The sequence below is a fragment of the Ideonella benzenivorans genome, assembly GCF_020387415.1.
Taxonomy (GTDB): domain Bacteria; phylum Pseudomonadota; class Gammaproteobacteria; order Burkholderiales; family Burkholderiaceae_C; genus Ideonella; species Ideonella benzenivorans.
Window position 1 is genome coordinate 304384 of the sequence record NZ_JAGWCB010000007.1, and the last position, 26824, is coordinate 331207.

16 protein-coding genes are annotated in these 26824 nt (G+C 68.0%); 4 read left to right on the forward strand and 12 right to left on the reverse strand.

Annotated features, from left to right (window positions below; translation table 11 throughout):
• Positions 1-7: 7 nt before the first annotated feature.
• A complete protein-coding gene (locus KGA65_RS04440) occupies positions 8-1837 on the reverse strand; it encodes an ABC transporter ATP-binding protein (RefSeq protein WP_225861931.1) in 1830 nt (609 codons plus the stop codon).
• Positions 1834-3588, reverse strand: a complete 1755-nt coding sequence (locus KGA65_RS04445; protein WP_225861932.1) for an ABC transporter ATP-binding protein — start codon at positions 3586-3588, stop codon at positions 1834-1836. Before KGA65_RS04445 ends, KGA65_RS04440 begins: the two co-directional genes overlap by 4 nt.
• A gap of 97 nt (positions 3589-3685) precedes the next feature.
• On the opposite strand from KGA65_RS04445, the gene KGA65_RS04450 reads away from it, so the two are divergent.
• The gene (locus KGA65_RS04450) at positions 3686-5134 is read left to right on the forward strand and encodes a DHA2 family efflux MFS transporter permease subunit (protein WP_225861933.1); all 1449 of its coding nucleotides are present in this window, start codon (positions 3686-3688) and stop codon (positions 5132-5134) included.
• Positions 5135-5147: 13 nt separating this feature from the next.
• On the opposite strand, the gene KGA65_RS04455 is transcribed toward KGA65_RS04450, so the two are convergent.
• The 3 genes from KGA65_RS04455 to KGA65_RS04465 are packed head-to-tail and all read right to left on the reverse strand — an operon-like array spanning position 5148 to position 10933.
• A complete protein-coding gene (locus KGA65_RS04455) occupies positions 5148-6593 on the reverse strand; it encodes an efflux transporter outer membrane subunit (RefSeq protein WP_225861934.1) in 1446 nt (481 codons plus the stop codon).
• Positions 6590-9742, reverse strand: a complete 3153-nt coding sequence (locus KGA65_RS04460) for an efflux RND transporter permease subunit (protein WP_225861935.1) — start codon at positions 9740-9742, stop codon at positions 6590-6592. The genes KGA65_RS04455 and KGA65_RS04460 overlap by 4 nt, the downstream gene beginning before the upstream one ends.
• 15 nt (positions 9743-9757) lie before the next feature.
• Positions 9758-10933: an efflux RND transporter periplasmic adaptor subunit gene (locus KGA65_RS04465; protein WP_225861936.1), complete on the reverse strand. Its 1176-nt coding sequence runs from the start codon at positions 10931-10933 to the stop codon at positions 9758-9760.
• 125 nt (positions 10934-11058) lie between these two features.
• On the opposite strand from KGA65_RS04465, the gene KGA65_RS04470 reads away from it, so the two are divergent.
• Both KGA65_RS04470 and KGA65_RS04475 read left to right on the forward strand, forming a co-directional pair.
• Positions 11059-12522 carry an ATP-binding protein gene (locus KGA65_RS04470; protein WP_225861937.1) on the forward strand — a complete coding sequence of 488 codons (1464 nt, stop codon included), beginning with the start codon at positions 11059-11061 and terminating at the stop codon, positions 12520-12522.
• Complete coding sequence (locus KGA65_RS04475; RefSeq protein WP_225861938.1) at positions 12515-13237, forward strand: response regulator; 723 nt, start codon at positions 12515-12517, stop codon at positions 13235-13237. The genes KGA65_RS04470 and KGA65_RS04475 overlap by 8 nt, the downstream gene beginning before the upstream one ends.
• Here the strand turns inward: KGA65_RS04475 and KGA65_RS04485 are convergent.
• The 7 genes from KGA65_RS04485 to KGA65_RS04515 all read right to left on the reverse strand — a co-directional run bounded on the left by KGA65_RS04485 (position 13213) and on the right by KGA65_RS04515 (position 24518).
• Positions 13213-16944: a response regulator gene (locus tag KGA65_RS04485; protein ID WP_310740938.1), complete on the reverse strand. Its 3732-nt coding sequence runs from the start codon at positions 16942-16944 to the stop codon at positions 13213-13215. The two genes, KGA65_RS04475 and KGA65_RS04485, sit on opposite strands and share 25 nt — an antisense overlap.
• A 258-nt stretch (positions 16945-17202) precedes the next feature.
• Positions 17203-17466, reverse strand: coding sequence for a translation initiation factor IF-1 (infA, locus tag KGA65_RS04490; protein ID WP_225861939.1), 264 nt, complete (start codon positions 17464-17466; stop codon positions 17203-17205).
• A gap of 311 nt (positions 17467-17777) precedes the next feature.
• A complete protein-coding gene (locus tag KGA65_RS04495; protein WP_225861940.1) occupies positions 17778-18695 on the reverse strand; it encodes a tyrosine-type recombinase/integrase in 918 nt (305 codons plus the stop codon).
• 237 nt (positions 18696-18932) lie between these two features.
• Positions 18933-19313, reverse strand: coding sequence for a rhodanese-like domain-containing protein (locus KGA65_RS04500; protein WP_225861941.1), 381 nt, complete (start codon positions 19311-19313; stop codon positions 18933-18935).
• Between the two features lie 70 nt (positions 19314-19383).
• Complete coding sequence (locus KGA65_RS04505) at positions 19384-21252, reverse strand: site-specific integrase (RefSeq protein WP_225861942.1); 1869 nt, start codon at positions 21250-21252, stop codon at positions 19384-19386.
• 993 nt (positions 21253-22245) lie between these two features.
• On the reverse strand, positions 22246-23271 hold the full coding sequence (locus KGA65_RS04510; RefSeq protein ID WP_225861943.1) for a ParB/RepB/Spo0J family partition protein: 1026 nt from the start codon (positions 23269-23271) through the stop codon (positions 22246-22248).
• A complete protein-coding gene (locus tag KGA65_RS04515) occupies positions 23268-24518 on the reverse strand; it encodes an AAA family ATPase (protein ID WP_225861944.1) in 1251 nt (416 codons plus the stop codon). The genes KGA65_RS04510 and KGA65_RS04515 overlap by 4 nt, the downstream gene beginning before the upstream one ends.
• Positions 24519-25394: 876 nt before the next feature.
• Here KGA65_RS04515 and KGA65_RS04520 point away from each other — a divergent pair.
• Positions 25395-26822 carry a replication initiation protein gene (locus KGA65_RS04520; protein WP_225861945.1) on the forward strand — a complete coding sequence of 476 codons (1428 nt, stop codon included), beginning with the start codon at positions 25395-25397 and terminating at the stop codon, positions 26820-26822.
• The last annotated feature ends 2 nt before the right edge of the window (positions 26823-26824 follow it).

Consider the following 26824-nt stretch of genomic DNA (forward strand, 5'->3'; position numbering starts at 1 on the left):
CGCCGCCTCACGGGGCAGCGGCCGCCTGCAGCAGGCGCCAATAGGCCCCCCGGCGCTCCACCAGGGCCTCGTGCGTGCCCTGCTCGCGCACCCGGCCGCCGTCCAGGTAGACGATGCAGTCCGCATGGCGGATGGTGGACAGCCGGTGGGCGATGACGAAGCTGGTTCGGCCGGCACGCAGCCGGGCCATGGCCTGCTGGACCAGCACCTCGGTGCGGGTGTCCACCGAGCTGGTGGCCTCGTCGAGGATCAGCACGGTGGGCCGGGCGACAAAAGCTCGGGCGATGGTCAGCAGCTGGCGCTGGCCGGCACTCAGGCCGCTGCCGTTTTCGTCGAGCAGGGTGTCATAGCCCCGCGGCAAGGTGCGCACGAAGTCGTCCACATGGCAGGCGCGGGCCGCTTCGCGCACCTCGTCTTCGGTGGCCCCCTCCCGGCCATAGGCCAGGTTCTCGCGGATCGTGCCCTCGAACAGCCACGTGTCCTGCAACACCATGCCCAGGTGGCGGCGCAGGTCCTCGCGGGCCAGTTGTCGGATGTCCACCCCGTCCAGGGTGATGCGGCCGCCGTCTACCTCGTAAAAGCGCATCAGCAGGTTGACCAGCGTGGTCTTGCCCGCGCCGGTGGGGCCGACGATGGCGATGGTCTGCCCCGGGCGGGCTTCAAGGTCGATGCCTTCGATCAGCGGCTGCTGAGGCTGGTAGCGGAAGTGCACCTGCTCGAACACCACATGACCGCGCGCTGGCTGGGGCAGCCTGGCGGCCGGCGATGGGTCCGGGCTCATCTCTGGGGCGTCCAGCAGCTCGAACACCCGTTCGGCCGAGGCCGCGGCCGATTGCAGCACGGCCGCCATCCCCGAGATCTGGTTGAGCGGTTGGGTGAGCTGGCGCACGTACTGGATGAAGGACTGCAGCTGCCCCACGCTGAGGACCCCGGCCATCACCCGCAGGGCGCCCACCCCCACCACGCCGATGAAGCCCAGGTTGCCGACGAACAGGATGGCCGGCTGGATGGCACCGGAGATGAACTGAGCCTTCAGCGCGCTCTGGCGCAGGGCGTTGTTGGCCTGCTCGAAGCTGGCGCTGGCCACCGCCTGGTGGCCGTAGACCTTGACCAGCGTCTGGCCGGTGAACTGCTCCTCGATCTGGCCATTGAGCTGACCCGTCCAGCGCCATTGGTCGGCATAGTGCGGCTGAGCCTGCCCGCCCAGGCGCCGGGCCAGTGCCAGGGAGGCGCCCAGGCTCAGCAGGGCCGCCAGGGTCAGCAGCGGTGAGAGGATGCACATCATCGTCACCACCCCCAGCACCTGCAGCAGGGCCATCGTCAAGGGCCCCAGCATCTGCATCAGGCTCTGGCTGACGTTGTCGATGTCGTTGGTGACGCGGCTGAGCACCTCGCCGCGGGCGCGGGTGTCGAACCAGCCCAGCGGCAGCCGGGCCAGCTTGGCCTGGGCGTCCCGGCGCAGGTCCTGGGTCAAGGTCTGGACCAGCCGGTTGCTCATCCAGCCTTGCTGGGCGGCCAGCAGGGCGCCGCCGCCGTAGAGCCCGGCCACGCCCAGCAGGTGCAAGCCCAGGCGCTGGAGATCCAGGGCCTGGTGGGCCTGCAGGGCCGTGACGACCAGGTCGGTGGCGCGCCCGAGCTGCCAGGGCCCCAGCACGTTGAGCAGTACGCTCAGGGCACTGCCCAGCAGCACCAGCGCGGTGCCCAGACGCTGTCCCGCCAGACGGTGGCTCAGGCGGGCGATGGCCTGCCGGGCGTTGCGGGCATGTTGGACGGGGTGGCCGCTCCCCATGCCGGGCGGACCCAGGCGACCGCCGGGCAAGGGTCCGGGCGGGCTCATGCGAGGCTCTCCTGGGTTTGCTGCGAGGCGACGATTTCACGGTAGGCCGGGCAGTCCGCCAGCAACTGTGCGTGGCGGCCCTGGCCCACGATGCGCCCTTGCTCCAGCACCACGATGCGGTCCGCATGGCGCAGCGAGCTGACCCGCTGCCCCACCAGCACCACCGCCGCCTGCCGGCCCACGGGGCTGGCCGCCAGGGCCTGGCGCAGCCGTGCCTCGGTGGCGTAATCCAGGGCCGAGAGGCTGTCGTCGAGCAGCAGCAGGCGGGGCTGGCGCACCAGCGCCCGGGCGATGGTCAGGCGCTGGCGCTGGCCGCCGGAGAAGTTGGTGCCGCCCTGGGTCACCGGCGCGGCCAGCCCCTGCGGCAGCGCTGCGATGAAGTCCTGGGCCTGGGCGATGCGCAGGGCCTCCCACAGTTCCGCCTCGCTGGCCTCGGCGCGGCCATAGCGCAGGTTGTCGGCGACGGTGCCGGAGAACAGGTAGCTCTGCTGGGGCACCAGGCCGATCAGGCCCCACAGCGTGGCCAGCGGCAGCCTGCGCACATCGCAGCCGTCCAGGCTCAGCTGGCCGGTGCTCACATCGAACAGGCGGGGGAACAGGTTGAGCAGTGTGGTCTTGCCCGCGCCGGTGGCCCCGATCACCGCCAGGGTTTCGCCGGGGTGGATGTCCAGCGTGAGGTCCTGCAGCACCGGATGTGCCGCGCCGGGGTAGGTGTAGCCCACGCCGTCGAGCCGCCAGTGGCCCGCCCAGCCCCCAGCGGGGGCGGCCACGGGCTGGGCGGGGTCCTGCACGCTGGGTGGGGTGTCCAGCACCTCGCGGATGCGGCCGGCGCTGACCAGGGCCCGCGGCGCCATCGTGAACAGCATCGAGGCGACCATCACCGAGATCATGATCTGCACGATGTAGGCCTGGAAGGCCACCAGCGCGCCGACCGGCATCTGGCCCGAGGCGATGCGGTGGGCACCGAACCAGACCAGGGCCACGCTGGAGCCGTGCATCACCGCCATCACCGCGGGCATGTGCAGCGCCATCAAACGGCCCACCCGCAACGAGGTGTCGGTCAGCGCGGCGTTGGCCTGCTCGAAGCGGGCGCTCTCGTGGCGGTCGCGGACAAAGGCGCGGATCACCCGCAGGCCGCCAATCTGTTCGCGCAGCAGGCGGTTGACCTGGTCGATCTGCCCCTGCAGCCGGGCGAACAGCGGCAGGCTCCGGCCCATCAGCCAGCCCACGATGCCGGCCAGCAGCGGCACGCTGACCAGCAGCAGCGAGGACAGCGGCGGGTCCTGCCGGATGGACATGACCACGCTGCCCAGGCCCATGAACGGCGCGATGATGACCATGCTCAAGGTCATCAGCAGCAGGGTCTGGATCTGCAGCACGTCATTGGTGCTGCGGGTGATCAGCGATGGCGTGCCGAACTGCTGCAGTTCGCGCAGCGAGAAGCGTTGCACCTGGTTGAACACGGCCGAGCGCAGGTCGCGCCCCACGCCCAGGGCGATCCGGGCGCTCAGCCAGGTGCACGCCAATGCCAGCAGCACCTGCAGCACTGCCGCAGCGCCCATGCCCAGCGCCACCAGTCCAACCTGCCGGGCGTCGCCCTGCAGCACGCCCTGGTCGATGATCTCCGCGCTCAGGCTGGGCAGGCTCAGTGAAGCCAGGGCCTGCGCGGCCTGGCCTGCCAGCAGCAGCACAAGGGCCCGCCGGTAGGGTTGCAGGGCCTGGCGCAGCAGATGCAGTTCGGGGGAGTGCACAGCGCCACATGCTACCTGGGTCCGGGCGGACCCCATGACCACGGGGCCCTTGTGCGTCAGCCCTGAAACCTGGCCGGCAAGCTGAGACACTGGGAGGATGCCTCTTGTGTCTTCCCGCACCCAGCGTGTCCTGCCCTGGATCGTGGCCTCCAGCCTGTTCATGGAACAACTGGACGCCACCATCGTCAACACCGGCATTCCGGCCATGGCCGCCGACCTGGGCACCACGCCCTTGGCGCTGAAGTCGGTCTCCTCCAGCTACGTGCTGGCGCTGGCCATGAGCATCCCGGCCAGCGGCTGGCTGGCCAACCGCTTTGGCACCCGGCGGGTGTTCCTGTGGGCCATCGTGGTGTTCACGCTGGCCTCGCTGGCCTGCGGGCTGGCACCCAGCGTGCCGCTGCTGGTGGCCTGCCGGGTGCTGCAGGGCATGTCGGCGGCGATGATGATGCCGGTGGGCCGCATGACGCTGGTGCGCAGCTTTCCCAAGAGCGAGCTGCTGGCGGCGATGAATTTCATGGTCATCCCGGCTCTGATGGGGCCGCTGCTGGGGCCGACGGTGGGCGGCTTGATCGTCCACTGGGGCTCCTGGCGCGAGATGTTCTTCGTCAACGTGCCGGTGGGGCTGGTGGCGCTGTATTTCGGCCTTCGCCACATGCCGGATTTCCGGGCCTCGGTGGAGCGGCCCTTCGACCTGCGCGGCATGTTGCTGTTCGGCGGTGGCACCGCCTTGCTGTCCTGGCTGCTGGAGGTGTTCGGCGCGCACGGCCTGAGCAACCAGGCGGCACTGGGGTGGCTGTTGGTGTCGCTGGCGCTGATGGCGGGCTATGCGTGGCACAGCCAGCGCCACCCCGCACCCTTGTTGAACCTGGCCCTGCTGCGGGTGCGCACCTTCCGTGTCTCGGTGGTGGGGGGCACCTTCACCCGGCTGGGCATCGGCGGGACACCGCTGCTGCTGCCGCTGCTCTACCAGGTCGGGCTGGGCATGCCGGCCTGGCAATCGGGCCTGCTGATGATGCCGGCCGCGGCGGCGGCCATGGTGATGAAGGCGCTGGCCCAGCGGGTGCTGGCCCGCCTGGGCTACCGGCGGGTGCTGATGGTCAACACCTGGATCGTCGCGGCCTGCATCGCGGCGTTCTCGCTGGTGGGGCTGAACACGCCGATCCCGGTCATCGTCGGCCTGGGGCTGGTGATGGGGCTGGCCAACTCGCTGCAGTTCACCAGCTTGAACACCATGGCCTTTGCGGACCTGGGGGAACGGGACACGGCCGACGGCAGCACCATTGCCAGCACCTTCCAGCAGCTCTCGCTGAGCTTCGGCCTGGCCAGCGGCACCCTGGCGGCGGGCTACTTCCTGGCCCAGGCCCCCAGTGGGGCGGAAGGCGGCGCGCTGCCGGCCCTGCACAAGGCCTTCCTGTTGCTGGCGGTCTTCACGCTGGCCGCCTCATCGCTGTTCCGGACCCTGCGCGAACACGATGGTGACAACGTCAGCCGGCCCGACCGGACGGACGCGGAAGAGGCCTCGGCCAGCTTCCGCTCTCACACCTGAGGGGCCGCCGGCCTCAGCTGCCGCCCAGGGCCTTGAACAGGGTCAGGCGGTTGGTCTGCTCGGCCAGCTTCAGGCTGATCAGGCTTTGCTGCGCGCTCCAGTAGCTGCGCTGCGCCTCCAGCACCGTGAGGGCGCTCTCGGCGCCCAGCTTCTGGCGGGTCTCGGTCAGCGCCAGGGCCTGGGCATAGGCCTGCACCTGCTGGCTTTGGGCGTCCAGCCGTTCGTCGAGCTGGGCGCGCACGGCCAGTGCGTCCGCCACCTCCTGGAAGGCCGTCTGCACCGTCTTTTCATAGGTGGCCAGCTGGGCCTGCTGGTTGGCCCGTGCCGAATCGACGGCCGCCTGCTTGCCGCCCCAGTCAAGGACGGGCAGGCTCAGCCCCGGGGCAACGCTCCAGGTGCTGTTGCCACTGGCGAACAGACCGCTGAGCGCCGTGCTGGCGGTGCCGGCGGCCGCGGTCAGCGACAGGGTCGGGAACAGCGCGGCCCGCGCGGCGGCCACGTTGGCATCGTTGGCCTGCAGCGTGAATTCGGCCGCCATCACATCCGGGCGCCGCAGCAGCACACTGGACGGCAGGTCGGCCGGCACGTTCACCAGGGCGGTGGCCTCGGCGCTCTGGTCCAGGGCGCTGCGACCGCCAGCGGGCAACCATTCCGCGGGCGGCTCGGTGCCCAGCAGCAGGCGCAGCGCGTTCAGGTCCTGCGCCACCTGGGTGCGGGCGGTGGCGGTGCTCAGCCGCGCCGTCTGCGTGGCCGCCTGGACGGCGGCCAGATCGAGCGCCGAGATGGCTCCGAGGTCCTTCTGCTGCAGGCTCAGCTTCAGGGTGCGCTGCTGGCTGGCCAGGGTCTCTTCGTAGAAGGCCAGCGATTGCTGGTCGGCCGCCAGGGTCAGCCAGGTGCCGGCCACCTCGGCCACCAGGGTGGCGCGCACGCTGCGGGCGGTGGCCTCGCTGGCCAGCAGCTTGGCCTGGGCGGCCTCGTCCAACCGGGCCAGCCTGCCCCACAGGTCGATCTCCCAGGCGGAGATGCCCAGGCTGGCGCTGTGCTGGCGGCTCACGCCGCCGTGGCCGTTGCTGCTGAGGTCATTGGCGCTCTTGCTGGTGGTGGTGCCGGCCGAGGCGTTCAGCGTGGGCAGGCGATCCGCGGTGGCGCTGGTGACGGCGGCGCGGGCGGCGTCGATGTTACGCAGCGCCACCCGCAGGTCGCGGTTCTGATCCAGCGCCAGGCCGATCATCTGGCGCAGGTGCGGGTCGAGGATCACCGTTTGCCAGTCCGGCATGGGCTCGGCGGCCGTTGGCTGGGGACGGTCGCCCGTCACGGCGCTGGCACCCAGCGTGGCGGGCACCGGGGCCTGCCATTGCGGGGCACCGGGGCCGCTGGGCTGGGTGCTGACACAGCCGGTCAGCCCGGCCAGGCTCACCGCCAGCCCGAGGGTCGAGAGATTGAGGATGGCGCGTGTCATGCCGCCTTCTCCTGCGAGGAAGTGGAGGGAGGGGTGGCGCGGGGGCGGTTCTTGAAGAAGCCGCGCACCACCATGTAGAAGACCGGGATGAAGATCAGCCCCAGCACCGTGGCGGTGACCATGCCCCCCAGCACGCCGGTGCCGATGGCCCGCCGGCTGCCGGAGGCCGCGCCGGTGGCGATGGCCAGCGGCAGCACGCCCAAGCCGAAGGCCAGCGAGGTCATCACGATCGGGCGCAGCCGCAGCTTGATCGCCTGCAGGGTCGCTTCCAGCAGGTCCATGCCCTCGTCGTGCAGCTTCTGGGCGAACTCCACGATCAGGATGGCGTTCTTGGCCGACAGACCGACGGTGGTGAGCAGGCCGATCTGGAAGTAGACGTCGTTGTGCAGCCCCGCCAGCCAGGTGGCCAGCACCGCACCGATGACCCCCAGTGGCACCACCAGCATCACCGAGAACGGCACCGACCAGCTTTCATACAGCGCGGCCAGGCACAGGAACACGAACAGGATGGACAGGGCATACAGCGCCGGCGCCTGCGAGCCCGACAGGCGCTCCTGGTAACTCTGGCCCGCCCATTCGTAGGTGATGCCTTTGGGCAGGGTGGCGGCGATGCGCTCGATCTCGGCCATGGCGGTGCCGGTGCTGACGCCGGCGGCGGGCGAGCCAACGATCTCGAACGAGGACATGCCGCTGTAGCGCTCGAGTTTGGCCGGGCCGCTGCTCCAGGCGGCGGTGGCAAAGGCGCTGAACGGCACCATGCCGCCGCTGCTGTTGCGCACGTACCAGTGGTTCAGGTCCTGCGGCTGCATGCGGTAGGGCGCATCCCCCTGCATGTAGACCTTCTTGACCCGCGACTTGTTGATGAAGTCGTTGACGTAGGCGCCCCCCAGTGCAATCGACAGCGTGTTGTTCACGTCATCGGTGGAGAGGCCCAGGGCCGCGGTCTTGCTGTCGTCGACGGTGATCTGCAGCTGCGCGGCATCGTCCAGGCCGCTGGGGCGCACCTGGGTCAGCAGGGGGCTTTTGCGGGCTTCGGCGACGAGCCGGTCGCGGGCCGCCAACATGGCGTCATGGCCCAGCCCGGCCAGGTCTTCCAGCTCCACCGTGAAGCCCGCGCTGCCGCCCAGGCCGCGCACGGCCGGTGGCAGCATGAAGAACACGCGCGCATCCCGGATGCCGGACAGGTCCCGCGTGAAGCGCGCGGCCAGGGCGCTGGCGTCCTGGCCCTCGCCCTGGCGCACCGACCAGTCCTTGAGCCGCACGTACAGGTTGCCCGAAGCCTGGTCTCCCCCCATGCCGACCAGCGAGATCGAGCTTTTCACCTCCGGCTGGGTCTTGAGGTAGTCCTCCACCTGGGCCAGCGCGGTTCGGGTGCGCTCAGCCGAAGCCGAGGCCGGCAGCTGCACCATGGCCATCAACAAACCCTGGTCCTCGTCCGGCAGGAAGGAGGTCGGCAGGCGCACGAAGCTCACCCCCAGCGCGGCCACCAGCACGGCGTACACGGCCATCATCCGGCCGGTGCGTCCCAGCGTGCGGCGCATGAAGCTCTGGTAGCGGTTGCTCAGGCTCAGAAAGCCTCGGTTGAAGGCCGCGAAGAAGCGGCCGGCCGGCCCATGGGGGGCATGCGGTTCGCCATCCTGCCCCTTGGCGTGCGGCCGCAGCAGCGAGGCGCAGAGGGCCGGTGTCAGCGTCAGTGCCATCAGTACGCTCAAGGCCATGGACGACACGATGGTGATCGAGAACTGGCGGTAGATCACGCCGGTGGAGCCGCCGAAGAAGGCCATGGGAATGAACACCGCGGACAGCACCAGCGAGATGCCGACCAGCGCGCTGGTGATCTCGCCCATGCTCTGGCGGGTGGCCTCGCGCGGGGCCAGCCCTTCCTCGCTCATCAGACGTTCGACGTTCTCGACCACGACGATGGCGTCGTCCACCAGCAGGCCGATGGCCAGCACCATGCCGAACAAGGTCAACGTGTTGATCGAATAGCCGAAGGCGGCCAGCACGCCGAAGGTGCCCAGTAGCACCACCGGCACCGCAATGGCCGGGATCAGCGTGGCCCGCAGGTTCTGCATGAACAGCACCATCACGACCACCACCAGCACCATGGCCTCGACCAGCGTCTTGACCACTTCCTCGACCGAAATGGTCACGAAGGGCGTGGTGTCGTAGCCGATCTCGTAGTGGATCTGGTTGGGGAAGTACGGGGCCAGCAGTTCCAGCTTGGCCTTGACGGCCTGGGCCACCCCCAGCGCATTGGCGCCCGAGGCCAGCTTGATGCCCACGCCGGCGGCCGGGCGGCCGTTGTAGCGGGTCTGGAAGGTGTAGCTTTCGCTGCCCAGCTCGATCCGGGCCACATCGCCCAGGTGCACCAGCGCGCCATCGCTGGCCGATTTGACGACCACGTTCTGGAACTGCTCGATCGTGCGCAGCTTGCTGCGGGCGGACACCACGGCGTTGATCTGCTGACCGGCCGCGGCCGGCAGGGCGCCCAGCTGACCGGCGGACACCTGGGTGTTCTGGGCCTCCAGCGCGTTGGTGATGTCCGAGGGCATCAGCGCGTACTTCTGCATCTTGGCCGGGTCCAGCCAGACGCGCATGGCGTAGCCCGACCCCAGGGTGGTCACGTCGCCCACGCCGTCGATGCGGCTGAGCGTGTCCACCAGGCTGGTGGAGATGTAGTCCCCCAGGTCGGTGGCGGTGACGCCCGGATCGTCCGAGACGAAGTTGGCGATCAGCAGAAAGTCGGTGCCCGACTTGGTCACCGTCACGCCCTGGTTCTGCACCACCTGCGGCAGCCGGGTCAGGGCTTGCTGCACCTTGTTCTGCACCTGCATCTGGGCCACGTCGGGGTTGGTGCCCGCGATGAAGCTCAGCGTGACGCTGGCGCTGCCGGTGGAACTGGAGCTGGAGGACATGCTCTGCAAGCCGTCCAGCCCCTTCATGTTCTGCTCAATGACCTGGGTGACCGAGTCCTCCACGGTTTGCGCATTGGCGCCGGTGTAGGTGGCGTTGACCGAGACGCGCACCGGCGCGATGTCGGGATACTGTTCCAGCGGCAGGTCCAGGATGGACAGCGCGCCGGCCAGCATGATCAGGATGGCGATGACCCACGCGAAGATGGGGCGGTCGATGAAGAACTTGGCCATGGTGCGGGGCCTCGCTCAGCGGCTGGCGGCCGAGGCCGCCGCCGGCGCAGAGGCCCCCAGCGCGGCGGCCACCGCATGCACCACCTGGCCGGGGCGCACCTTGGCCACGCCTTCGACGATCACGCGGTCCCCCGCCTGCAGGCCCTGGGTGACGCGCCACTGGTTGCCGATGGCCTGGGCGACCGTGACGGCGCGCTGCACCACCTTGCCGTCCTGGCCCACCAGCAGGGCGCTGGCTTCGCCACGGGCGTTGCGTTGCACGCCGGCCTGGGGCACGAGGATGGCGGCCGGGTCCACCGCCTGGTTCAGTACGGCGCGCACATACATGCCGGGCAGCAGCACATGGTCCGGGTTGGGCACGGTGGCGCGCAGCGTGACCGCGCCGGTGCTGGTGTTGACCGCCACGCCATTGACCTTCAGCGTGCCTTCTTGGGCGTAGGTGCTGCCATCTTCCAGCACCAGCCGGATGCGGGTGCCGCCATCCTTCAAGCCACCCTGGGCCAGTTGCTGGCGCAGTTTCAGCAGATCGACACTGCTCTGCGGAATGTCCACGTTGATCGGATCGAGCGTCTGCACCGTGGTCAGGGCCGTCGTCTGGCTGGCGGTCACCAGCGCGCCTTCGGTCACGCTGGAGGTGTCGACCCGGCCGCTGATGGGTGAGGTGATGCGGGTGCGGGCCAGGTCGATGCGGGCGCTGGCCAGCGTGGCCTGGGCCGACAGCAGCGCGGCTTCATCTTCCTTCAGCGCCGCCTGGGCGTCTTCCACCGTCTGCTTGCTGCTGGCGTCGGCGGCCAACAGGGCCTGCTGGCGCTGCGCGGTCAGCCGGGCGGCGGCCAGCGTCGCGGTGGCCTTGGCCACGCTGGCCTCGGCACTGCGGACGGTGGCCTGATAGGACGAGGCATCCAGTTGGTACAGCGCCTGGCCGGCCCGGACCTGGCTGCCTTCGGTGAACAGGCGCTTCTGGACGATGCCACTCACCTGCGGCCGGATCTCGGCCGACTGCATGGCCACGGTGCGGCCCGGCAGTTCGGTGGTGAGCGGCAGGGACTGGGTTGAGACGGTGAACACGCCCACCTCGGTGGCGGCCGTCTGTGGGGTCTCCTGGTTCTGGGCGGAGCAGGCGCTCAGGCCAATGCTCAGGCTGGCCGCCAGCAAGGCCCACGGGGTGCGTTGGGGAAGGGGAAGGATCACGGCAGCAAACCACTGGGATGACGATGGCCGGGATGCTGCGCGGCGAATGTGCAGAAAAAACGAGGAACCCTGCGCAGGGGCGGGCAGCGCTTGCCGAGTCCGCCGGCCTGCGGCCCAATCGGCACATGGCATTCCTGTGGTCCTGGCTGAAACCGCTGTCGCGCACGCGGCTGTCCTGGCGCATCTTCCTGGCGGTGTTCGGAACCGGGCTGGCCGTGTCCCTGCTGGTGGGCGCGGCCACGCGCTGGAACTTCAACCGCGAGTTTCTCGGCTACCTGAACGACGTGGCGGCCGGGCGCATGACCTATGTGGGCCCCCGGCTGGAACGCGCCTATGCCGAGCATGGCAACTGGGACTTCCTGCGGGAGGAGCCGCGCCACTGGTTCCATCTGCTGCGGCCGGTGCCGGGCGAGGAACTGCCGGCGGACGTGGACCCGGTGCGCCAGGCGCCGCCCACCTCCGACCTGACCGGGGCCAGCCTGCGCCTGGGGCTGCTGGACAGCCAGGGGCAGTGGGTGGCGGGCTTTCGCAACCAGGTGCCGGGCATGCTGCGCAACCCGATCCAGGTCGGCGGCGTGACCGTGGGCTGGCTGGTGCTGGCGCCCTTTCAGAGTGTGGCGGAAGGCGGGGCGGAGCGCTTCGGCCACGGCCAGGCGCAGGCCAGCCTGGCCATCGCCGCCGTCGCAGGCCTGCTGGCGGCATTGATCGCCTGGTGGGTGTCGAGCCGCCTGCTGGCACCGGTGCGCCGTGTGGCGGCCGCCACCCACAAGCTGGCGGCCGGCGCCTACGACACGCAGGTGGAGGTGCTCAGCGACGACGAGGTGGGCCAGCTGGCCCGCGACTTCAACCTGCTGGCCCATTCCCTGGCCCGCCACGAAGCGCTGCGGCGCGACTTCCTGGCCGATGTCTCGCACGAGCTGCGCACCCCGCTGGCGGTGTTGACCGGCGAGATCGACGCGCTGGTCGATGGCATCCGGCCGGTGTCGACAGCGGCGCTTGAATCTTTGCGCAGCGAAGCCGAGCGCCTGGGCGAGTTGGTGAAGGACCTCAACGAACTGGCGCTGTCGGACGTGGGCGCCCTGAGCTACCGCATGGCGCCGGTGGCACTGGCCGAGCTGCTGGCGCGCCGGGTGGCCGATCACCGCTGGCGCTTCGCCCAGCGCGGGCTGGACCTGCAGCTGGTGCTGCCCGACAGGGAGCCTGGCAGGGTGCTGGGCGATGAAGGGCGGTTGCAGCAGTTGCTGGACAACCTGCTGGGCAACAGCCTGCGCTACACCGATGCCCCGGGGCGGGTGCGTCTGACCCTGGCGGACCGCGGGCGTGAGCTGGTGCTGGACGTGGAGGACAGCGCGCCTGGCGTGCCGGAGGCCTTGCTGCCGCGGCTGTTCGAGCGCCTGTTCCGGGTCGAGGGCTCCCGCAGCCGGGACACCGGCGGCGCGGGTCTGGGCCTGTCCATCTGTCGCAACATCGTGCAGGCGCACCGGGGGCGCATCGAGGCCCTGCCCTCGCCCTTGGGCGGCGTCTGCATCCGGATCCACTGGCCGCGGCTGGCGGGGCGCGGGCCGCGCAAGGAGTCTGCCGATGAATGAACTTTCCGCACGGGACTTCCCGCAGGTGATGATCGCCGAGGACGAGCCCAAGCTGGCCCAGTTGCTGGTGGACTATCTGCAGGCGGCTTCTTTGTCGACGGTGGTGGTGGACGATGGTCGCGCCGTGCTGCCAGCGATCCAGGCACAGGCCCCGGACCTGCTGCTGCTGGATCTGATGCTGCCCGGCCGCGACGGCCTGAGCATCTGCCAGGAACTGCGCGGCTTCAGCCACCTGCCGGTGATCATGGTCACAGCCCGGGTGGAGGAGGTGGAACGGCTGATGGGGCTGGAGGCAGGCGCGGACGACTACATCTGCAAGCCGTTCCGTCCCCGGGAGGTGGTGGCACGGGTGCAGGCCCAGTTGCGGCGCCGGCAATGGGATCGCGCAGGGGGAGACCCCGCCGCCACGGCGCCAGCGGAGGGCGGGCGCTTGCAGCTGGACGAGACCCGCATGCAGGCCTTGGTGGCGGGCCAGGCGCTGGATCTGACCCCGGCCGAGTTCCGGCTGCTGCGGCATCTGACCCAGACCCCTGGCCGGGTGTTTTCACGCGACCAGTTGCTGGATGTGCTGCACGAGGACGGCCGGGCCGTGACCGACCGGGCGGTGGACAGCCATGTCCGCAACCTGCGTCGCAAGCTCGAAGGCGTGGCCGGCGACTGGGAGCCGATCCGATCCGTCTACGGGGTGGGCTATGCCTGGGAGGACGCGGGCTGAGTCCCGGGGGCGTGGCCGTCCAGCCAACGCAGCAGGGTGAAGTAGAGCTGCTGCGGTTCGACGGGTTTGACGAGGTGATCGTTCATGCCCGCGGCCAGGCAGGCGGCGCGGTCCTCCGCAAAGGCGCTGGCGGTCATCGCGATGATGGGTGAACGGCTCCAGCCCGGCAGGGCCCGGATGCGACGGGTGGCCTGCAGCCCATCCATCTCCGGCATCTGCATGTCCATCAGCACCAGGTCGTAGGGCTGGAGCGCGGCTAGGTGCACGGCCTCCAGCCCGTTGGTCGCCGGGGTCACCCCCAGCCCGACCAGACGCATCAGTTCGGTGGCCACCTCGCGGTTCACCGGGTTGTCCTCGACCAGCAGGATGCGGGCGCCGTGGTGGCGTTCGCGCAGATGGCGTTCGGTGGCCTGTGGCCCCAGCGTGCTGGGCGGCGGCAGGGTGACGCCGTTGTCCGAGGCCAGGCGGGCGAGCTGGTCCAGCAGGGTGGAGGCGGTCACCGGCTTGAGCAGCACCGCGGCAAAGCCGGCGGCCCGGGCATCCGTCCAGAGCCCGGAATCGTCGCTGGCCGTGACCATGATGGCCGGAGGCACCGCCTCCGCGGCGATGCGGCGCATGCGCTGCAGGGCCTCCACGCCACCTGCGCCCGGCATCCTGCCGTCCAGCACCAGGAAGTCGAAGGGTTGGCCGTCGCTCAGGGCCAGGTGCCAGCGGGCCACGGCATCGACCCCGTCCTCGGCCTCGTGCACCTCCAGGCCCATCTGGCGCAGCATGTCGCCTTGGGCCTGTCGGGCTTCGGGCAGGTCATCGGCCAGCAGCACTCGCCGGCCGGTCAGCAGGGCCGCCTGCGCGCGCTCACCCGGGGTGGCGGGCACCTGCAGGCGGGCGGTGAACCAGAACCGGCTGCCCTGGCCCAGGGTGCTGTCGACACCGGCCTGTCCGCCCATCAGTTCGGCCAGACGGCGGGTGATGGCCAGGCCCAGGCCCGTGCCACCGTGGCGTCGCGTGTGGGAGTTGTCAGCCTGCTCGAAGGCCTGGAACAGTTGCGGCAGCTGATCGGCTGCGATGCCGATGCCGGTGTCGCGCACCTCGAAGCGCACCAGCAGGTCCTCTGCGGTGGCTGCCAGGCGTTCGCAACGCAGCGTGATGTTGCCGTGTTCGGTGAACTTGGCAGCGTTGTTCAGCAGGTTGAGCACGGCCTGCGAGATGCGCGTGGCGTCGCCGCGCAGGCGGGCGGGCGTGTGGTCCGTGTCGATCACCAGTTCGATGCCCTTGGCCCGGACCTTCTCGGCCACCATTGAGACCATGCGGGCCAGCAGCGCGTCGAGCGAGAAGTCGGTGATGTCCAGCGACATCTTGCCGGCCTCGATCTTGGACAGATCCAGGATGTCGCTGATGACCCCGAGCAGATGCTGGGCCGCGTCCTCGATCTTGGTCAGCCGGCTGAGTTGGTCCGGGACCTGGGTGTCGCGCTGCATCAGATGCGTCATGCCAAGGATGGCATTCATCGGCGTGCGGATCTCATGGCTCATGTTGGCCAGGAAGGCGCTCTTGGCCCGGCTCGCCGCCTCGGCATGGTCCCGGGCCTGCGTGAGCTCCTGGTTGAGGCGTTGCAGCGTCTGTTCGGACTGCTTGAGGGCCGTGATGTCGTGAAAGCCGACGAAGATGCCGCGGATGTCGCCATCCTGGACATCGGGCTGGTAGCTGCACCAGAAGGTGCGCGGTGGCTGGCTGCGGCTGGATTCGAACTCGAACTGCTGGGCCTGTCCGTCCTGCAACGCGGCCTGCGCCTGCTGGAGCAGGATCCGGTGGGTGTCGTGGACGGCGGTGTCCTCGATCGCGTGATCGATCAGGGCGTCTGGCGTGGTGTCGAACCAGCTGGCGTAGGCCTGGTTCGCAAAGCGGCAGACCAGGTGCTTGTCCCAGTAGCTCATGGCGCCGGGCATGCGGTCGGCCAGATCCTGGCTGAACTGGCTGGCGCGGCGCAGCTGAGCCAGGGTTTGTTCAAGGGCTTCGGTGCGTTCGGTCACCAGCTGCTCGAGCTGGCTACGGTGGCGCTCCAGTTCCAGCGCGATGCGCTTGCGTTCGGTGATGTCGCGGCAGGTGCAGAGGACCAGGGCCCGGCCGGTGACATTCAGGTGGTTGGAGCTGATCTCAACGTCGATGAGGGCGCCGCTGCGTTGCCGGAAGCGGGTTTCGAAGCGACGCACCCCGGCGACGGGGGCGCGCAGCTTGGCCAGCAGGGTCGGTTCGTCCCATTGCACATCCCAGTCCCAGAGGTGCAGGCCGGTGACTTCGGCGGGCGGTCGGTCGAGCAGTTCGCAGAAGCTCTGGTTGGCCAGCACCACCGCGCCGTTGTGGTCCAGGGTCACGATGCCATCGTGGGCGTTGTCCAGCAGGGCCTCGCGCAGGCGGGCGCTTTCCTGTGCCTGCAGTTCCAGCTGGTGCGATTCGGTCACATCCCGCGTGACCCCGAAGACGCCGATCAGCGTGCCCTGGGCGTCGAACAGCGGCCCCTTGGTGATGAGCAGGGCGCGGCCATCCGGGGTTTGGTGCCGCACATGCAGCGGCTCGCGCCGGCCCAGCACCTCCTGGTCCTCGGCCTGGATGAGGGCTGCGCGCTCTGGCGGCAGCAGCTCGGCATCGGTACGGCCGATGGCGTCATCGGCCTGGAAGCGGGCGTGACCGTTGGGGCGGCTGCGCCACAGGAAGTAGCGGCCGTCCAGCCCCTTGGCGAAGATGGCGTCTGCCGCGCCCTGGGCGATGGCCGCATAAAGGGCCAGCTCGCTGTTCTGCTGTTCGCGCCCGGTGCGCTCGTGTTCAATGCGCTGCAGGCGCTGGCGCTGCTGGTGGATGCGCCAGAAGAGCAAAAGGCAGCCAGCCAGCAGCACCGCCCCGGCGACGATGCGCAGCAGGTCGCCACGGAAGGCCTGCCAGAGCTCGTCGGGGCCCGGCTCGGCACTGATCCACCAGTCAGCGGCCAGCACCGGGTGGGCGGCGCGGACATGCTCGGGATCGATGTGGCTGCCGCTGCCCGCCTGGGTCAGCCCTTGCCGAGGACCTTGGGCGGCCACGCCCAGTTCGGATACCTGCCGGTCTCCGGGGGTCATGACATGCCAGGTGCCGGCCTCGTGCCACCAGAACCGGTAGTGGACGGGGGCGATGTAGGCCTGGTGCTCGGCCAGCAGCGAAGCCAGCAGCCGGGCCGGCGACAGGTGCAGAGCCACATAGGCGGCGGGGGCGGAACTGTCCTGCAAGGCGATCAGCAGGTCCAACCCCTGGCCATCGGCGGTCGGGGTGGCGGTCTGGGGCTGGGGGCTGAGCGTGGCCGCCGTCAGCGCCGCGCGAAACTCCGACGTGGCCAGGGCCGCCGTCGGTATCTGTCCCAGGAGTTGCTGGCCCTGTCCATCCACGAGCCCGATGTAGGTGTCGGGGCCGGCGCGCAGCAAACCCTCGATCTGGGACAGCAGCTCAACACCGGCCCGGCTTTCCCCGGCACGGAAGCGGCGATAGAGCTCCGCCAGATGGGTGCTGCTCCCGATCGAGCGGAGCGCGGCCTGTCGTTCGGTCAGCCAGGATGTCAGCGCATGGCTTTGCAGTGCGGCCGCGTAACCCATCCGGTCGGCGAACTGTTCGCGCTCCTGCCGGTAGGCGCCCACAGCGAGCAGGCCCGTCAGGGCCAGCCAGAGCAGCGCGGCAGCGATCAAGCGCCAGTGAACAGCCCGTTCGCGGGCAGGCGGCGTGGACGCCGGTACCTTGGCTTCCGGCAGGTCGGTGGGGAGGGCGGAAGGCGGCGGCAGATGGGACACAACAGCGACTGACTCATGCAGGAGACAGCCACTGGTTCACATCGTCATTGCTTGAGCTGCCGTATATGGCAGGCTAGCATGGCCTCGCGAGCCAAGAAAGGGAAATTGTTCCGCAATCGGAACCGCACAGCGCGGTTGATGACGGTGGACCGGTTCTCAGGGACGCCGGCGAGGCGCGGAGCCGGTGGGGTGGGCACTGCGGTCCAGGTGGCGGAACGTGATGCGCCCCTTGCCCAGATCGTAGGGGGAGAGCTCCAGCGAGACGGCGTCACCCGCCAGGATGCGGATGTGGTTCTTCTTCATCTTGCCGGCGGTGTAGGCGACCAGCTCGTGACCATTCTCCAGGGTCACACGAAAACGCGAGTCGGGCAGCACTTCGTTGACGATGCCGCGCATTTCAATGAGTTCTTCCTTGGCCATGACGGCCCTCCGTTCTGAGATTGAGCTGCCCCTGTCAGGGCGTGGGCATCCTCACGGTCTTGTAGCCGCACTGCACGGGCAACGCACGGTTGCGATGCACCTGGAGCGGGCTTCCCGGGATGCACAGGGAAGCGGGCTGTCGCCCGAAGGCGGCCAGCGTGGACGGCGTTTGACCACCACCGTCGCCACGGACCACCCCATCCTGACCGGTGAACGGCCACGCTGACGCGCCACCGGGGTGAGCCGATGACGCAAGGGGCCATTGATCCGGGCGACGAAAAATGCGTTGCGAGGTGGTCAAGCCTTTGATTCTATGATGTTTCTTGTTCCCATGCAGCTTGTTCTTCGAGCGCTGCGAGGCGACGCCGATAGCGTTCCATCACATCCGGTTCGGTCACGCCCAGCCAGCGGGCAACCTGGTCAGGCGGGACGCGCCGATGCAGCGCATGCAAGGCAAAAGCATGGCGCAAGCTGTAGGCACTGATGTCCTCGGCAGCAAGGCCCGCCTCGGCCAGGGTTGTCTTGACCGCGACATGGTGGGCGACCTTGCCCCAGGGTTTGCCGCTGCCCTTGGTCGACGGCAGGAACTGAGGCCCGGGGATGGCCAACTCCGCCCGCAGCCCTTGCCATCGCCGCAGCACCGGCACGGCCCAGCGGGGCAGAGGGATGGGCACACGGGTTGGGGGCTCGGTGCCCACGAGGTGCACTGTCGAGACCTCCGACGGTGCTGCCGAGAGGAAGAGACGGGCGCTGGGCAGGGCCCGGACCTCGGCAGGGGTGAGTCCGGCACCCAGGTGCAGGGCGAGGGCGGCGTGGTTGCGGACCTGCTGCCATGTGGGCAGACCCGCGCAAGCGGAGGCGGAACCGGTCCGGGCGAGCCAGCGCGCCAGCTTCGCCGCTTGCTGCATTGAGAGCTCCTGCGGCAACTCGTCGAAGCGGCTGGCGTTGGCGTAGCGGATGTCGGGCCGCCGCTCCAGGAGTTGGAGGCAGGCCAGGGGGGCTGGCAGGCCCTGATCACGGTGGTAAAGCCCCAGCACACGGTCAAGCAGGCGCAGCACACGCCAAGCATGGCGTGGCGACAACCCATGATGCTGTTCGCGTTCAGCCAGGTAGTCCTGCAGCAGTCCGGCATTGAGCTGCTGGGGAAACATCTGGCGCTGACAAGCCCAGTCGGCGAATGCATGCCAGATGTGCCGGTAGACCTCCTCGGAGGATTCCCGGCGCAGCAACGCACGCTCTCGGGCCTGTCGTTGCCAGAGTGACCAAGCCAATGCGTAAGCGGCTGGCGGATGAGGGGGCGGCAGATGCTGGGACATAAATGAACTAACGGCAGACACCGGGAGCTCCCGCGAACTGCACGTTTCAGGCTTTGAGTAAAGATTTGCCGTTAGTTCATTTTAACAGGTGGTCTGCCGGCCTCCCAAGAAACCCATCCCGGGCTTGCTGGGAGAGCAGCCGGTCCATTCTCAGTCGAATGCAGGGGACTCCGGTTTCGCCACCGGCCTGCCTGCCGCCTGCCACCCGTCGAACCCGCCGGCCAGGGAGCGAACCTGCAGATAACCCATGTCCAGCATGGCCGCCGCAGCCAAAGCCGCCCGACCTCCGGTCTTGCAGTACACAATCACCTTCAGCGTCCGCGGCTCCAGGGCGGGTGTGGCGCTGAGCTTGAACTCCAGCAAGCCGCGCGGGATGTGCACTGCACCGGGCAAATGCCCTGCCAAGAACTCGTCCTGTTCGCGCACATCCAGCAGCACATCGGCACCTTGGATGGCATCTTCCGCCTGTTCCAGCGGAATTTCCTGGATGCGCTGCTTGGCAGCGACAACAAGGTCATGGGCAGTTTTCATAGGGTGGCCTTCTTCCTGAAGCAGGAAATGAAATACCCCCGATGGTAACGAACCCGCGGCGGCGCCGTGGTCAGCCTGTGCCAGCCCCCGGCCCGGCTGCAGGCCCGACCCCCGGCAACTCGCCAGCCCCGGCGGCACCAAACGCCTGATCCAGTTCCTGCTGCAGCCGCTCCAACTGCGCGTGGGCATACCGCATGGTGGTCCGTGGGTCGGCATGCCCCAGCTGACGCTGAACCACCTCGAGCGGGGCCTTGCGTTCCAGCGCGCGGGTGCCAAAGGTATGGCGAAGCCAGTGGGGCGAGGCACGCAGGGCGATCGCCCGCTCCGGTCCGGACAGATCGCTGCCCGCAATCGCTTGCCGGACCCAGCGCTTCATGGTCTGGTACAGCGCCTGGTACCCAATGGGAGCGCGCGGATCCGACAGCCGGGCGAGCAGAGGCCAATCGGCAGACACCTCGGCGCCCACCAGGGGCCCCAAGCCCCGCGCCTCCAGATAAGCAGAGAGCGCCTCCAGCGCCTGACCGGGCACCGCAATCACCCGGTTGCGGGCGCCCTTGCCATGGACCTGCATCACCCAGCGACCACGGTGCCGGGTCAACTGCCCCAGGGTGGCGCCGACCAACTCGGAGGCCCGCAACCCGGTCGCCTCCACGAAGGCGAGGATGAACAGCATGCGCTCGCGCGATGCACTGGCTGGCTCTGCCCACAATTGGCGTAGCAACGCCTGCCAGGCCTCTGGTGTGAACGCTCGGCTGTCCAGCAGGGATCGTCCGGGGTCGTCCCCCAGCCGGCGATTGACCAGCATCCAGGGATTGCGAGCCACCAGATAGCCGACATCCACCATCCACGCGAAGAAGCTGCCCAGGATCACCACCGCCTGGTGACGGCTGGCGGTGCTCAGCGGGCCCCGGAAGGGCGCCCAGCCTTCCCCCATCACGGTGCTGTGCCGACGCGAGATCCACTCTGCCGGCAAATGTTCCAGAAACGCCATATAGGCGAGACAGTCCTCCACGCCCATCTGGGCGAAGTCGAGCTGCCGCTCATGCGTCAGCCAGAGCAGGAGACGAAAGGCTTCCCGCCGGTAGCTCTTGGCCGTGGCCGATGACCCGGCCCGGGCACTCACCCAGGCCTCGATGATCTCCGCATCGGTGCGGGCCCCGGTCAGGACGGCTGAGCCCGGGACGCCGGCATTCGCAGGGCGCCCGTCGAACAAGGCCCGCTGGGCCACAACCGTGACGCCCTCACCAACCACCTGGGCGGACACCGCCCCGCCTTCAAACGGGCGGGGCGGCGCGACGGCGCTGCTGTCTGGCAGCAAGGTGGCCAGATGCTGGGCCAGGCGTTGCGCTTTCACCGCACCAATCGCGGGCAGAGACCGCCACCAATGGCCGCCTTGCGCGATCAGCCGCTGCAGGTCGATCAAGAGCAGGAGCCCGCACCGGGACAGACGATCGGCCACCACGGGATCGAACCAGCCGTCGATCCGGTCCTCCGGGCGCGGTTGTTCTGCCGCGACGGCCTGCAGGTGACGCAGCAACGCCAGCTGCCGTTCACGCAGACGGCGGCGACGATCGGCCTTGAGGTCGGGCGGGTGCGCCTCCTCATAGAGCTGGAGGACCTCGGCCTCGGTCCAGCCGTCCAGGTCCCGCTCGGCGATGAAGTCCTCCAGGTCCGGCCGGGCGTCGGTCGTTCGGGTTCGAATGGTCAGGCCGATCAGGCGCCATGCCCGGTGACCTTGCCGACGTGCCAGCGAACGCAAATGGTCCACCACCTGTCGGTGGGCCGTCACCGCCTGATGGCCGTGATCGATGCCCAGGTAGCGAAAGGCCGATTCCTGGACAGTCACCCCCTCGGCGACTGCGCGCAGGTGGGCGAAGTGGTGCTGCCCGATGCGGGGACACCCACCGGAAGCCGTGGAACGGCGGACAGAAGAGGGCATGGCTCAATTTTCCGTACCCTACCCCGTTCGTGCAAGAGATTATCGTAATAATCTAAGTATTAAATAATTTCGTCAAAACGATCATCTTTGGCATCGCTGGGGCTTTCCCGCCTCAAATCAAAGACTTACGAGTCTTTTGCCGATCTCAAATCCAAGCTTCAGCCCACGGGGGTCGATCACCGAGACACGCCTTCAGCGTGCACGTCGTCCGCAAGGTCATGCCGGATGCGGCCACCCGCGCCATGCTGGCCAAGGCTCACGTTGGAAACGGGAGGGCGATGCTGCGTGACCCACCCTTCGCGCTCGCCATGGCGCAGCCAGTCACGCTGGCGAGACGCTTTTTGATCGGACCGGGGGTCGAGCAGAACAGATGGAGGGGGTCAGGCAACAGGCCATTGGTCGGGGCTGTCGCGCACTGTTCTGCGACGGTCCGTCGCGCCCTGAGATGTCAGAGGGGGTCGTGCGACCCTGCGCCCGGCTGATCGCAGCACAGCCAACAAGAGCTCCGCCATTCAGGAAAGTTGCGGCTCGGGCGAACAGGTCGTCGGATTCTTTGCGGGGCAGGCAGTGCCCTCGAGACCAAACCTGCGGAGCGAGGGAGACCCCCAGCAGGGGCGCTCAAAGGCATCAGCCAAGCCCCTCGTTGTCTTACAGGCCCCACAGCGCAGGCGCGCCTGACCGCTCGGCCGACATCCCTCTGAAACCTGCCCCACGGTGTCCGGGCTGGCAGAGTGGTCCAGGATGCATTCGTGCATGCTCAAGCCCTGAACCGTATTGCGGGGCCCGGTCCCAGTCCGCTGGCACCTCAGCATCGATGCAGCACGATCCGCAGTCAACGACCTGACCAAACGCGTCGTTGTTGCCGCCCCGCACGACGACTGCAGGCGAATCGGCCGAAGGATTGGCCGACCCCAAAAGAAAAGGGGCCCTCACGGGCCCCTCCTCTGCTCCCCATCCGCTGGCAGCCTCCTGCGGGTTCTGCCAGCACGATCCTCATGCCTTGACGAATCCTTCCAGCCAGGCCACGAGTTCTGGGTAACGCTCCGGGGATACCGTCCCCGGCTCCAGTTTGACGGTCACCCTGCCCTTCGCATCAGACTGAAGCGTTGCAGCCACCTTGCCCTGCCGAAGAAACTTCTGGGACGAGACCTCCAGTGACCGGACCACCGGCTCAGAAATGCGGCACAGGCGGTCAAACACCTGGACGGCCGTCAAACGCTCATCGGACTCCTGCAACTGCTTTGCCCGCAAGAGCACGCCGTCGGGATCCTTCTGCAGGGCTTCAGACAGGGGCTGCGCCCAGCGGAATTGAATGTCGAGTGGCGAAGGGAAGGCCGCCACAACCGACTCCGGCAGACGTGCCAGGGCCAGGCTCTTCGAGACCAAGGAGACATCCACCTTGACCGCTTCCGCGAGCTTGCGCAGCGATGGATACAGCCCTTCATCCAGGGCCTTGCGGTACATGCAGCCCTGCTCCCAGGCGCTCAGGTTCTTGCGGCCGCGGTTTTCCCGCTCCATCGCTTCGAACAGCTCCTGATCCGTCGCGTCCTCCACCAGCGCGCGCACCGGAATGCCCAGCTCCAGACAGGCGCGGTGCCGGCGATGCCCAAATACGATTTCGTATTGCGGCCCTGTTGAACCGTTCAACACACTGGCCAAGGGACGGACACGGACTGGCTGAACATTGCCGCCGGCAGATTCAATCTCCGCCTTCAGTTCGTCGAAATCCGCGGTCTCGAACGATGCGTCGTGCCGATTGGCCCACTTCGAGGGCCGGATCAGCGCCGGGTCGATCTGACGAACTGGGCTCGCCCCGTCAAAGGACCTCAACCGTTCCTTGAGATCCTCCGCCTCCTTGATGGCGGCACTCTGGGACGACATGAATTGCAGCATGGACCCCGGAGCCGTTTTGGGACGGGCCGCCTCGCCAGTGGGCTCGGGTCCCGCGCGATGGGCCGAGACCGGCGGAAGATTCAAGGCTTGGATCAGCCCGGCTTTGGCCGCCAACTTCTTGCTCATCGCTTAGCCCCCTGCTTGTTGGTGCCCGTTGAACCGTTCAACACCCCTGCCCTCCCCTGCCCTGCGATCTGCACTTGCTTGGCCCACACCGAACGGATGGAGCCATCGATGTGCCCCACGAAAGAATCGTACGCATCGCGCGCACGCTTGAAAGTACGTGCGGAGCCATCGTACTTGGCCACGTCGTACACCGTGCCGAATTCGGCTGCCGTCACACCGGTCACCGCGGTCTTCGGAATCTCGACCGGCAGCACCTTCTCCGCGTAGGTCTGGCCGATCCACTGCCGCACGATGTTGCTGGCTGCATCGGTCGAATCCACGCGCGCCAGCAGGATGTGAATGAAGTCAAACTCCTTGCTCAGGCCACGGTTGGTCAGCAATTCCGCCGTCAGATCAGAGAACAGGCTCCAGAACTGGGATGCCGAAGCGAAATCCAATGCATTGGGTGGCAGGGGCATGATGATGCCGTTCGACGCCATGAAGGCGTTGATGGTCGTGTACGACAGCGCGGGCGGCGTGTCGATGATGATGACATCGTATTCATCCCGCACATCGTCGATGCCCAGATCCAGCACGCGCCAGAATTCGAACCCGGGCTCCTGCGTCTGCCGGGCAGGCAGGGCGAACTCGGCGCCGAAGAGAACCGGCGCGGCCGAGACCAGATCAATGCCGTTCCAATAGGTAGGGCGAATCGCGTATCGGATTGAAGTCTCCGTGCCCATGGCGAGAGGAAGAATCGTGTCGCCCTCCTCCACCTCGGTGTCCGGCAGGATCCCAAACAAGGTGGTGAGCGAACCTTGTGGGTCGGTGTCGATCACCAGCACCCGATGCCCCAGCAGCGAAAGCCCCTGCGCCAAGGTGACGGCCGTCGTCGTCTTGCTCACGCCGCCCTTGAAGTTTCCAATGCTGATCGTGACGGCCTCCGCCCCGGTCGGACGGAGCAGCTCCTTGCGATATTCGCGAATCCAGCTCCGGGCCTCCTCCAGACTGAATTCGCGGCGGCTGCCCGCCTCGTTAAGCCGGCCGGCCGGCAGATCCCCTTTGCTCAGACGGTGGCTGAGAGAGCCTTTCTCGATACCGCACAACCCGGCCAACTGGCTGAGATTGAAGACAGGTGGCGTCTTCCGTGCGGTGGGTGCCAGCATGGCCGTGCGAATCTGCGCCATCATGCCAACGGCACGTTCGGCTTGGTCCGCAATGTCTGCCAAGGAGATTGGGGCGGGTGACTTGAAAGCGATGCGATCCAACGGGAGTCTCCGTTTCGACAAGCCATCAAAGGCTTGACAAGAAAAAGCTGATAGGACGCTATTCTGTCAAGGAACGGGCTGCGTGGAAAGAGAAGAAGCCCGTCAACAGGGTGTTGAACCGTTCAACACCTTGGATTTCGTAGCGAACTTCCCTTCGAAACCATGAATGGGCATCTGCTTTCGGCTTTGTCTGTCCCCGGTCGCTTTGGAATGACTATGAGTTCTTCAAACTCTTTAATACCTTTAGAACACAAATTCTCCTTGAAAAACAAAGACTTGTATGCTCTTCTGTGAGTGGATTCGGGGGCGCTTGGAGACTTTTCAGGGGGATGCGTGAGGGGGATCGGGCACTGACGGCGAAAAAACAGGACCTGAGGTGAGTGAACACAGGAATTGCTCCTGCAGACGGCTCTCGGTGAGCCGGATGGGGCATGCATCGTCCGAGAAAGGCCGATCCAGAACGTGGCCCGTTGCATTCAATGGTCTCTTTCGGGGGCGTGGCAGGCCTGAAGGTGAGAGTAAACGGGAGACTGGCCGTTGAGAGTGAATGGTGGGGCTGGGTGGCCCTCCCCCGGAGCCCACTTGTCTGGCGAAAGAACCGACCGGGTTCCGCCGGGCTCCTGAAAAACCTCCAGTTCAGAATGACCGTTGCCCTCAGTGCGGAGACTTTTCGGGAGCGAGTTCGGGCGAGCCGACCCTCTCCGGGCGATCGGGCGTGCTTGCCCGGCTCGGGCGGCTCCGCGCAGGACCGTGTGAGCGTTTTCGGGAAGTGTGTGAAGCGCCCTCTTCACCCCCGCCGAGTCGGCGGCCCGTGGACGGCAATGACCCGCGGATGGAGTGTGAAAGCCGAATTCACATCTGAGGTAGAGTCGCGCCATGTCGGAACTGGCGCCTGAGTCCCCTTCCCTGTCCACCTCCTCTGCGGCCTCGTCCTCGCGGCGGCGCCCGGTGGAAGCCGCGGTGAAGGCGCCGACGCGGGCTCCGGCGCCCTTGCGCAAGCCCGTCAACACCTTGGCCATCGTGCCCAAGTCGGCCCGTATCACCTCCTTGGGGCGCAAGGCCTACAACGTCCTGCTCTATGAAGCCCAGGACCAGGGGCTGGAGAAGGATGTCTTCCGGGTGCCGCTGGAGCGGGTGGTGCGGGGGGTGGATTTCGACTCCAACGACCACGCCCTGATCAAGAAGCATCTGCGCGCGATGGTGTCGACCACGGTGGAATGGCAATCGCCGACCACCGGGGAAGGTGCGGCCTGGAACGTCTCCGGCCTGCTGGCCCATGCGCGCCTCACCAAGGAACGCGGTCAGGTCTGGGTCGAGTGGTCTTATGCCGTGAACCTCAAGCAGGAGTTGCTGGAGCCGACGGTGTTCGCCCGCCTCAAGCTGGAGATCATCAGCCAGCTTCGCTCCCATGCCGGGATCGCGCTCTATGAGATCTGCACCCGTTACAAGGACATCGGGCGGACCTCACGCCAGCCCTGGCGCTGGTGGCATCCGGTCCTCAGCGGTCAGCCCGTATCGGAGCGCACGGCCAAGCTCGAGTACCGGATTTTCAAGCGTGACACCCTCAAACCGGCCATCGCGGAGGTGAGCGCTGTCACGGACCTGGAAGTGGAACTGCTCGAGCACAAGGAAGGTCGGTCCATCAGTGAGATCCAGTTCCTGATCCGGCCCAAGCAGCAGACGCCCCTGGCGCTCAAACAGCCACCCGAGCCGGTGGATCTTCGCCTGGTGGAGCGCGCGGTGTCCCTGGGCGTCGAGGAAGACAAGGCCGAGGATCTGCTGCAGACGCATGGCGGCCCGGCGGTGGAAACCGGGCTGGAGGTGCTGGCCCAGCGGGTGGCGTCCGGCTTTCCCTCGCCACTCAAGGACCCCTCCCGTTACCTGCGGGCCTTGATGCCTGGGTCGGCACCGGCCACCGCTGCGCATGAGGCGGAGACGTCACCACCGTCGGCCCCTGCCGAAGAGGCGCCGTCGGCCGAGGCGCATGGAGAGCTGCAGGCCCGGCGCCAGATGCGCTGGACCGAGGAATGGAACCGCCGCCGCCGTGAGCAGGTGATCGGGCAGATCGCGGCCATGTCCGAGGAGGGGCAGGGCCAGTTGGTGCAGGACCTCTTGTCGGACATGGAGCGTCGGCAGTTGCACCCTTCGATCCGCAAGCGTCTGCAGACCAGTGGCTGGCGCCATCCGTTGGTGTTGCCCGAGATGGTGCGCTATTACGCCGAAGGTTCCCTGGGCGAATCCTGGGACAAGCCCACGCCCCAGCAACTGCTGCAGATTGCCACCGAATTGGGCGATCTGGGCTGACA

Bases quoted from the DNA above. Each gene is read 5' to 3' on its own strand.
- KGA65_RS04440 (WP_225861931.1), bottom strand. From the start codon at position 1,837: ATGAGCCCGCCCGGACCCTTGCCCGGCGGTCGCCTGGGTCCGCCCGGC.
- KGA65_RS04450 (WP_225861933.1), top strand. From the start codon at position 3,686: ATGCCTCTTGTGTCTTCCCGCACCCAGCGTGTCCTGCCCTGGATCGTG.
- KGA65_RS04455 (WP_225861934.1), bottom strand. From the start codon at position 6,593: ATGACACGCGCCATCCTCAATCTCTCGACCCTCGGGCTGGCGGTGAGC.
- KGA65_RS04460 (WP_225861935.1), bottom strand. From the start codon at position 9,742: ATGGCCAAGTTCTTCATCGACCGCCCCATCTTCGCGTGGGTCATCGCC.
- KGA65_RS04470 (WP_225861937.1), top strand. From the start codon at position 11,059: ATGGCATTCCTGTGGTCCTGGCTGAAACCGCTGTCGCGCACGCGGCTG.
- KGA65_RS04475 (WP_225861938.1), top strand. From the start codon at position 12,515: ATGAATGAACTTTCCGCACGGGACTTCCCGCAGGTGATGATCGCCGAG.
- infA (WP_225861939.1), bottom strand. From the start codon at position 17,466: ATGGCCAAGGAAGAACTCATTGAAATGCGCGGCATCGTCAACGAAGTG.
- KGA65_RS04500 (WP_225861941.1), bottom strand. From the start codon at position 19,313: ATGAAAACTGCCCATGACCTTGTTGTCGCTGCCAAGCAGCGCATCCAG.
- KGA65_RS04505 (WP_225861942.1), bottom strand. From the start codon at position 21,252: ATGCCCTCTTCTGTCCGCCGTTCCACGGCTTCCGGTGGGTGTCCCCGC.
- KGA65_RS04510 (WP_225861943.1), bottom strand. From the start codon at position 23,271: ATGAGCAAGAAGTTGGCGGCCAAAGCCGGGCTGATCCAAGCCTTGAAT.
- KGA65_RS04520 (WP_225861945.1), top strand. From the start codon at position 25,395: ATGTCGGAACTGGCGCCTGAGTCCCCTTCCCTGTCCACCTCCTCTGCG.